Origin of the sequence: Streptomyces sp. NPDC059743 (assembly GCF_042732975.1) — a bacterium.
In the GTDB taxonomy this organism is placed as follows: domain Bacteria; phylum Actinomycetota; class Actinomycetes; order Streptomycetales; family Streptomycetaceae; genus Streptomyces.
The window spans coordinates 1-8,208 of sequence record NZ_JBHWGS010000032.1 but is presented as its reverse complement, the minus strand read 5'-3'; the positions used below and the strand labels follow the sequence as shown (position 1 = coordinate 8,208).

Sequence of the window (8,208 nt, the reverse complement as noted above, 5' to 3'; positions counted from 1 at the left end):
GATCTCATTCTGTTGTGTTTGGGGGTTTTTGTGGCCGGGGTCTGCTTACTGGCGTGTTGACGCCGCTCCGTTGGGGGGTGGTTTGGCGGGGGGTCGCCCCGCACCTCCTCGGAGGCGCGGGCCGTCGCCCGTACCCAAACCCTGCTCAAGGGCGAGAACGGCATCGGCACGGTCCGCCGTACGACTCTCCCCGGCGGTCTGCGCGTCGTCACCGAAACCCTGCCCTCGGTCCGCTCGGCGACCTTCGGCATCTGGGTCCAGGTCGGCTCGCGCGACGAGACACCCGCCCTCAACGGCGCCACCCACTATCTGGAGCACCTCCTCTTCAAGGGCACCGGCCGGCGCAGCGCCCTGGACATCTCCTCCGCCATCGACGCGGTCGGCGGTGAGATGAACGCCTTCACGGCGAAGGAGTACACCTGCTACTACGCGCGGGTGCTCGACACCGATCTGCCGCTGGCCATCGACATCGTCTGTGACATGCTCACCGGATCGCTCATCGAGGCCGCCGACGTCGACGCCGAGCGCGGTGTCGTCCTCGAAGAGATCGCCATGACCGAGGACGACCCGGGCGACTGTGTGCACGATCTCTTCGCGCACACCATGTTCGGCGACACTCCGCTCGGCCGGCCGGTCCTCGGCACCGTCGAGACCATCAACAGCCTGGACCGCGACCGGATCGCGCGCTTCTACAAGAAGCACTACGACCCGAGGCATCTCATCGTCGCCGCCGCGGGCAACATCGACCACGCCACGGTGGTACGGCAGGTTCGCAAGGCGTTCGACAAGGCCGACGCCCTCTCCCGTACGGACGCCACGCCCGTGGCGCCTCGCGAGGGCCGGCGCACCGTACGCACCGCGGGCCGCGTCGATCTGCTCGACCGCAAGACCGAGCAGGCGCATGTGGTCCTCGGGATGCCGGGACTGTCCCGTACCGACGAGCGCCGCTGGGCCCTCGGCGTACTGAACACCGCCCTCGGTGGCGGGATGAGCTCCCGGCTCTTCCAGGAGGTACGGGAGAAGCGCGGGCTCGCCTACAGCGTGTACTCGTACACCTCGGGCTTCGCCGACTGCGGGCTCTTCGGGGTGTACGCGGGCTGCCGGCCCAGCCAGGTACACGATGTGCTGAAGATCTGCCGCGACGAACTCGACCGGGTCTCCGCCGAAGGGCTCAGCGACGATGAGATCCACCGCGCCGTCGGCCAGCTCTCCGGCTCCACGGTCCTCGGCCTTGAGGACACCGGCGCGCTGATGAACCGCATCGGCAAGAGCGAGCTGTGCTGGGGTGCCCAGATGTCGGTCGACGACATGCTGGGCCGGATAGCCGCGGTCACCCCGGACGAGGTGAGCGCGGTGGCCCGCGATGTACTGGGACACCGTCCCTCGCTGTCCGTCATAGGCCCGCTGAAGGACAAGCAGGCAGCGCGCCTTGACGAGGCCGTCTCCTGAGCCGTATCCCGCAGACCGCAACCGGCGTCTTGAAGCCGTAGCCAAGCCGAAGCCGTAAGGAAGCAGAGCAATGAGCAAGCTGCGTGTGGCCGTCCTCGGTGCCAAGGGCCGTATCGGCTCCGAGGCCGTACGGGCCGTCGAGGCCGCGGACGACCTGGAACTGGTCGCGGCCCTCGACCGGGACGACAAGCTGGAGGCCCTGGCCGAGTCCGGCGCCCAGGTCGCGGTCGAGCTGACCACGCCCGCCGCGGTGCTGGACAACCTCGGCTTCTGCGTACGCCACGGCATCCACGCGGTCGTCGGCACCACCGGCTGGAACGACGAGCGGCTCGCGCAGGTCCGTGGCCTGCTGGACACCGCTCCGGAGACCGGTGTGCTGATCGCACCGAACTTCTCCATCGGCGCGGTACTCACCATGAAGTTCTCCGAGACGGCCGCGCGCTGGTTCGAGTCCGTCGAGGTCATCGAGCTGCACCACCCGAACAAGGTCGACGCGCCCTCCGGCACCGCCCACCGCACCGCCCAGCTCATCGCGGCGGCCCGTACGGAAGCGGGGCTCGGCCCACAGCCCGACGCCACGGCCACCGCGCTGGACGGCGCGCGCGGCGCGGATGTCGACGGGGTGCCGGTGCACTCCGTACGGCTGCGCGGTCTCCTGGCGCATCAGGAGGTCATCCTCGGCGGCGAGGGCGAGACACTCACCATCCGCCACGACTCCCTGCACCACAGCAGCTTCATGCCGGGCATCCTGCTCGGTGTGCGCCGTGTGGTCTCCACTCCCGGGCTCACCTACGGCCTGGAACACTTCCTCGATCTGAACTGACAGCCATGCGCGCGAAGATCGCCTACTGCGTCACGGCCGCCGTCCTTGTCGTGTACTTCGTCCTGGTCGGCAGCCGCGGTGTACTGCTGATCCAGCAGGGCACCGTCATCACCGTCGCCCTCGGAGCGGCGGTGCTGGTCCTGCCGGTCATCGGCGTCTGGTTCCTCTGGAAGAACACCCAGTTCGTCAGCCGCGCCAACCGGCTGGCCGCGGAGCTGGATGCCGAGGGCGGGCTGCCGCTGGACGAACTGGTCCGTACGGCCGGCGGCCGGATCGACCGGGAGTCCGCGGACGCCGTCTTCGCCGAGCGCCGGGCCCAGACGGAGGACTCGCCCGACGACTGGCGCTGCTGGTTCCGGCTCGCGGTCGCCTATCACGACGCCCGCGACACGCCGCGCGCCCGCAAGGCGATGCAGCGGGCCATCGCGCTCCACGACGGCAAACCGGTCCGGGCCTGAGCCGAGCCGTCGAACACGAAGAGCGTCGAACACGAAGAGCGGGGTCCGGCCTCTCCAGGCAGGACCCCGCTCGACTGTGTACGGGCTGTACGCGCCCACGGTCCCCAGGTCAGGGGCGCGTCAGGTCAGGGACGGCGGTACTCGTCGCCCCAGGCCTCGACCGTGTCGGCCGCCCGGTCGAAGGCCTCAGGCCGCGCCAGGAAGTCCCCGTTGTGATCGGTCAGCACCGGCAGCGCCTCACCCTTCCGGCGTACGACGACAAGCGCCTGGCCCTGGACCGTACGCGGCAGCCCGAGCCAGCGCACCGGCTGCTGGACCGTCCGTACGGCGGTGATCTGGTCCCACGCCACCGTCGTGGTCCTCAGCAGCGCCACCCGCCGCACTCCGTGCCGGCTCACCCAGGCGCCGACCCGCAGCAGCCGCAGCGCGACGGCGATCATCACCGAGGCGACGGCCAGACACACCACGGTGCCCGGCAGAGCACCGGCGAAGGCGATGATCATCGTCGCCAGCAGAACGAAGGAGGCGAGCAGCAGAAGCAGCGCCGCCGCCACCACCCGCCAGGGGCCGGGGCGGTACGGACGCCGCCAATGATCGTGATCGTCGAACGGCAGCGCGACATCCTCGGTGGTCGCGTCAAAAGCCCGGTCGGCCGTCAGGAAGGGCAGGGGCACGACTGATCCTCACTCACAAGCACGCTCGATTGCTGTGCCCGGTGAGGCTATCGATCGCGCACCGCACCGGACCACCCCAGGGGGGCCGGACGAGTCAGCGCCTTGTGACGCACGCCGCTCCTGGGGAAGTTGTTACCGAGTAGGACGCACGACAACGTCATTCGGTGCCCGAATTCCCCGGATTGACCAAGGAAGGCCACCCGTGGCCGCCCGGCCCGCACTGTCGGAGCCGCCACGTAGAGTGGGCGCCGCCCGAGCGACGCGAATGGAAGGACCACCGCCGGTGAGCGACACTCCCGCCGACACTCCCGCGGAGACGAAGCCGAGTTTCCGCGGCGATGTCACCGTCGAGCTGCTGAAGCACTCCGCCAGCGACACCGATGTGCTGTGGGCCGCGCGCGTCTCCACGGCGGGAGAGCAGTCCCTGGAAGAGGTGTCGAAGGATCCCGAGCGCTCGAAGGGACTCATCAACTTTCTGATGCGGGACCGCCACGGCAGCCCTTTCGAGCACAACTCGATGACCTTCTTCATCAGCGCTCCGATCTTCGTCTTCCGCGAGTTCATGCGCCACCGCGTGGGCTGGTGCGTCGCGGGCGACACCGGGATCACCCTGGAGAGCGAATCGGGGACGCTCCACCGCAGGACCATCGCCGATCTCCACCGGCTCTGGCATCTCGACGCCGGGGACCGTCCGCAGCAGGTCCGCTGCTACGACGAGGAGACGCTGACCGCGCGCCGGGCACGGATCGTCGATGTCATCGAGTCGGGCGTGAAGCCGCTGATCAGGATCGTTACGGCCGCCGGGCGGGTGCTGCGCGCCACGGTGGACCACGCCGTACTGACGCCGGACGGCTGGCGGAAGGCCGGTGAGCTGACGACCGGCGACGCCGTACTGGCCGAAGCCACGGAACGTAACGCCGCGCCGGACGTGATCGTCTCGATCGCCGACGACGGCGAGGAGATGACGTACGACCTGTCCGTCGAGGGCCCCTGGCACAACTTCCTCGCGAACGGCATTGTCGTACACAACTCGTACAACGAGGAGTCGGGCCGCTACCGCAACCTCCAGCCGGTCTTCTACGTCCCCGCCGAGGACCGCAAGCTGGTCCAGCAGGGCAGGCCCGGCAAGTACGAATTCGTACCGGGCAGCGCCGCCCAGCAGGAGCTCACCGGGCGCGCGATGCGGGATTCCTACCTCCAGGCGTACGAGGCGTACCAGCGGATGCTGGCCGAGGGCGTGGCCCGCGAGGTGGCCCGCGCGGTCCTGCCGGTCGGGCTGTTCTCCTCGATGTACGCGACGTGCAACGCGCGCTCGCTGATGCACTTCCTCGGTCTGCGCACCCAGCACGAACAGGCGAAGATCCCGTCCTTCCCGCAGCGGGAGATCGAGATGGTCGGAGAGCGGATGGAAGAGCACTGGGCGAAGCTCATGCCTCTCACCCATGCGGCCTTCAACGCCAACGGCCGAATCGCCCCGTAGACCCTGTCCGGGCGTGTCCAGGACGGGCCTGAGCACAGGTGTGCGATCGGTCGGGCGAAGCGCCCGGATTGCGGCGTTTCGAGAAGTTCATCTAGGCTGATCAAACGGACCCGGCACTGCTTGAACCCCCGAGCAGGCAGTGCCGGGCTCCTCTTGTCCCGTCCCCCAAAGGGACACGGTGAGCTGAGCAGCGAGTAGCGTGTTACCCATGGCTCCGATCTCCACTCCGCAGACCCCCTTCGGCCGGGTCCTCACCGCCATGATCACGCCCTTCACGGCGGACGGCGCACTCGACCTCGACGGCGCCCAGCGGCTCGCCGTCCATCTCGTGGACGCGGGCAATGACGGCCTGGTCCTGAACGGCACCACCGGTGAGTCGCCGACCACCAGTGACGCGGAGAAAGACCAGCTCGTACGGGCCGTCCTGGAAGCGGTCGGAGACCGGGCCCATGTCGTCACGGGCGTCGGCACCAACGACACCCGCCACAGCCTGGAGCTCGCCCGAGCCGCCGAGCGCGCCGGCGCGCACGGCCTGCTCGCCGTGACGCCGTACTACAACAAGCCGCCGCAGGAAGGTCTCTTCCGGCACTTCACCGCGATCGCCGACGCCACGGACCTGCCGGTGATGCTCTACGACATCCCGGGCCGCAGCGGTGTCCCCATCGACACCGAGACGATCGTCCGTCTCGCCGAGCACCCGCGCATCGTCGCCAACAAGGACGCCAAGGGCGACCTCGGCCGTGCGAGCTGGGCCATCGCCCAGTCCGGTCTGGCCTGGTACTCGGGCGACGACATGCTCAATCTGCCGCTGCTCTCGGTCGGCGCGGTCGGCTTCGTCTCCGTGGTCGGCCATGTCGTCGCCCCGGAGCTGCGCGAGCTGCTCGACGCCCACCTCACCGGCGATGTCCACAAGGCCACCGAGATCCACCAGAAGCTGCTCCCGGTCTTCATCGGCATGTTCAGGACACAGGGCGTCATCACCACCAAGGCCGCCCTCACGCTCCAGAAGCTGCCCGCAGGACCGCTCCGGCTTCCGCTCGTGGAGCTGTCACCCCAGGAAACCGCCCAGCTCAAGATCGATCTCGTGGCCGGCGGGGTACAGCTCTAATCACTGACTTCACAACTGAATAAGCGAAGACAACAGACACATCGACACACCCGTCGGCAAACCGATGGGTCGGTCAACACAGACAACAGACACAGACAACAGACACAGACAACAGACACAGACAACAGCAAGTGCACGAATGTCATGCGCGCCACGTGCCTCAGCGGTACGTGGCGCGTGTGGTGAGGAGAGTCTTTTGAGTCATCCGCATCCTGAACTCGGTGCCCCGCCGAAGCTGCCCAAGAACGGCCTGCGCGTCACTCCGCTCGGCGGCCTTGGCGAGATCGGCCGCAACATGACGGTCTTCGAGTACAACGGCCGTCTGCTCATCGTCGACTGCGGCGTGCTCTTCCCGGAGGAGGAACAGCCCGGCATCGACCTGATCCTGCCGGACTTCACCACCATCCGGGACCGCCTGGACGACATCGACGGGATCGTGCTCACGCACGGCCACGAGGACCATATCGGCGGTGTCCCGTATCTGCTCCGGCTGAAGGCGGACATCCCGCTGATCGGCTCGAAGCTGACGCTCGCGCTGATCGAGGCGAAGCTCCAGGAGCACCGCATCCGCCCGTACACCCTTGAGGTCACCGAGGGCCACCGCGAGCGCATCGGTCCCTTCGACTGCGAATTCGTCGCGGTCAACCACTCCATCCCGGACGCCCTGGCGGTCGCCATCCGCACTCCCGCGGGCATGGCCGTCCACACCGGCGACTTCAAGATGGACCAGCTCCCGCTGGACCGCAGACTGACCGATCTGCCCACCTTCGCCAAGCTCGGCGAGGAGGGCATCGACCTGCTGCTGGCGGACTCCACCAACGCCGAGGTCCCGGGCTTCGTCCCGCCCGAGCGGGACATCTCGAACGTCCTGCGGCAGGTGTTCGGCAGCGCCCAGAAGCGCATCATCGTGGCCAGCTTCGCCAGCCATGTCCACCGGATCCAGCAGATCCTCGACGCCGCCCATGAACACGGCCGCCGGGTCGCCTTCGTCGGCCGCTCGATGGTCCGCAACATGGGCATCGCACGCGATCTCGGCTATCTCCGGGTCCCGGCGGGCCTGGTCGTCGACGTCAAGACTCTGGATGACCTCCCCGAGCACGAGATCGTGCTCGTCTGCACGGGCTCCCAGGGCGAGCCGATGGCCGCGCTCTCGCGCATGGCCAACCGCGACCACCAGATCCGGATCGTCCAGGGCGACACGGTGATCCTGGCGTCGTCGCTCATCCCGGGCAACGAGAACGCGGTCTACCGCGTGATCAACGGCCTGACCAGGTGGGGCGCGAATGTCATCCACAAGGGCAACGCCAAGGTCCATGTCTCCGGCCATGCCTCGGCCGGCGAGCTCCTGTACTTCTACAACATCTGCAAGCCCAAGAATCTGATGCCCGTCCACGGCGAATGGCGCCATCTGCGCGCCAACGCCGAACTGGGCGCCCTGACGGGAGTCCCCAAGGACCACATCGTCATCGCGGAGGACGGCGTGGTGGTCGATCTGGTCGACGGCAAGGCCAAGATCGTGGGCAAGGTCCAGGCCGGCTATGTGTATGTCGACGGCCTCTCGGTCGGCGATGTCACCGAGACCTCCCTCAAGGACCGCCGCATCCTCGGCGACGAGGGCATCATCTCGGTTTTCGTGGTGGTCGACTCGACCACCGGCAAGGTCGTCGGCGGTCCGCACTTCCACGCGCGTGGATCCGGCATCGAGGACGCGGCGTTCGCCGCCGTGCTCCCCAAGCTCGAAGAGGCGATCGCCAGATCGGCCCAGGATGGTGTCGCGGAACCGCACCAGCTCCAGCAGCTCGTGCGCCGCGCGGTGGGCAAGTGGGTCTCCGACACCTACCGCCGACGCCCGATGATCCTCCCCGTGGTGGTCGAGGTCTGACGTCGGCAACTGCCGTCCGGTGGCCGACATCTGACGCCGCCTACGGGAGCGGGGGGCCTCGATTTGCATCGACGCCCCCCGCTCCAGTACGTTTATGGCTCCACCTGAGGGGGAAGCCCGGGCGAACCAAGTGCCTGGAGCCCTTCCCCGAACAGAGGGAAATCCGGCTCAGATAACTCTGATAAAGTCGGAGACGCAAGACAGCAAGACCGAAGGGAAATGCCCGGAGGAAAGCCCGTGAGGGTGAGTACGAAGGAAGCGTCCGTTCCTTGAGAACTCAACAGCGTGCCAAAAGTCAACGCCAGATATGTTGATACCCCGGGCCCGACCGGAA

General features: G+C 68.0%; 6 protein-coding genes and 2 pseudogenes. 7 read left to right on the top strand and 1 reads right to left on the bottom strand.

Annotated features, from left to right (window positions below; genetic code table 11):
• The first annotated feature begins 141 nt into the window (after nt 1-141).
• The 3 genes from ACFV6H_RS36985 to ACFV6H_RS36975 all read left to right on the top strand — a co-directional run bounded on the left by ACFV6H_RS36985 (nt 142) and on the right by ACFV6H_RS36975 (nt 2,730).
• Nucleotides 142-1,449, top strand: coding sequence for a M16 family metallopeptidase (locus tag ACFV6H_RS36985; protein WP_385551202.1), 1,308 nt, complete (start codon nt 142-144; stop codon nt 1,447-1,449).
• Between the two features lie 70 nt (nt 1,450-1,519).
• Entirely contained in the window at nt 1,520-2,272 is a 753-nt protein-coding gene (dapB, locus tag ACFV6H_RS36980; RefSeq protein WP_385551157.1) for a 4-hydroxy-tetrahydrodipicolinate reductase, read from the top strand.
• 5 nt (nt 2,273-2,277) lie between these two features.
• Nucleotides 2,278-2,730 (top strand): hypothetical protein, encoded by a 453-nt coding sequence (locus tag ACFV6H_RS36975; RefSeq protein ID WP_385551155.1) that lies wholly within the window; start codon nt 2,278-2,280, stop codon nt 2,728-2,730.
• Between the two features lie 125 nt (nt 2,731-2,855).
• On the opposite strand, the gene ACFV6H_RS36970 is transcribed toward ACFV6H_RS36975, so the two are convergent.
• Nucleotides 2,856-3,404, bottom strand: a complete 549-nt coding sequence (locus tag ACFV6H_RS36970) for a PH domain-containing protein (RefSeq protein WP_093592984.1) — start codon at nt 3,402-3,404, stop codon at nt 2,856-2,858.
• Nucleotides 3,405-3,669: 265 nt separating this feature from the next.
• On the opposite strand from ACFV6H_RS36970, the pseudogene ACFV6H_RS36965 reads away from it, so the two are divergent.
• From ACFV6H_RS36965 to ACFV6H_RS36950, 4 genes and pseudogenes are all read left to right on the top strand, one after another.
• A pseudogene (locus ACFV6H_RS36965) lies at nt 3,670-4,431 on the top strand (FAD-dependent thymidylate synthase); the annotation flags it as partial.
• 3 nt (nt 4,432-4,434) lie between these two features.
• Nucleotides 4,435-4,884: pseudogene (gene thyX / locus ACFV6H_RS36960) on the top strand (FAD-dependent thymidylate synthase); the annotation flags it as partial.
• A gap of 208 nt (nt 4,885-5,092) precedes the next feature.
• Nucleotides 5,093-5,992 carry a 4-hydroxy-tetrahydrodipicolinate synthase gene (gene dapA, locus ACFV6H_RS36955; RefSeq protein ID WP_093592978.1) on the top strand — a complete coding sequence of 300 codons (900 nt, stop codon included), beginning with the start codon at nt 5,093-5,095 and terminating at the stop codon, nt 5,990-5,992.
• A gap of 196 nt (nt 5,993-6,188) precedes the next feature.
• Nucleotides 6,189-7,874: a ribonuclease J gene (locus ACFV6H_RS36950; RefSeq protein WP_093592975.1), complete on the top strand. Its 1,686-nt coding sequence runs from the start codon at nt 6,189-6,191 to the stop codon at nt 7,872-7,874.
• Nucleotides 7,875-8,208: the final 334 nt, after the last annotated feature.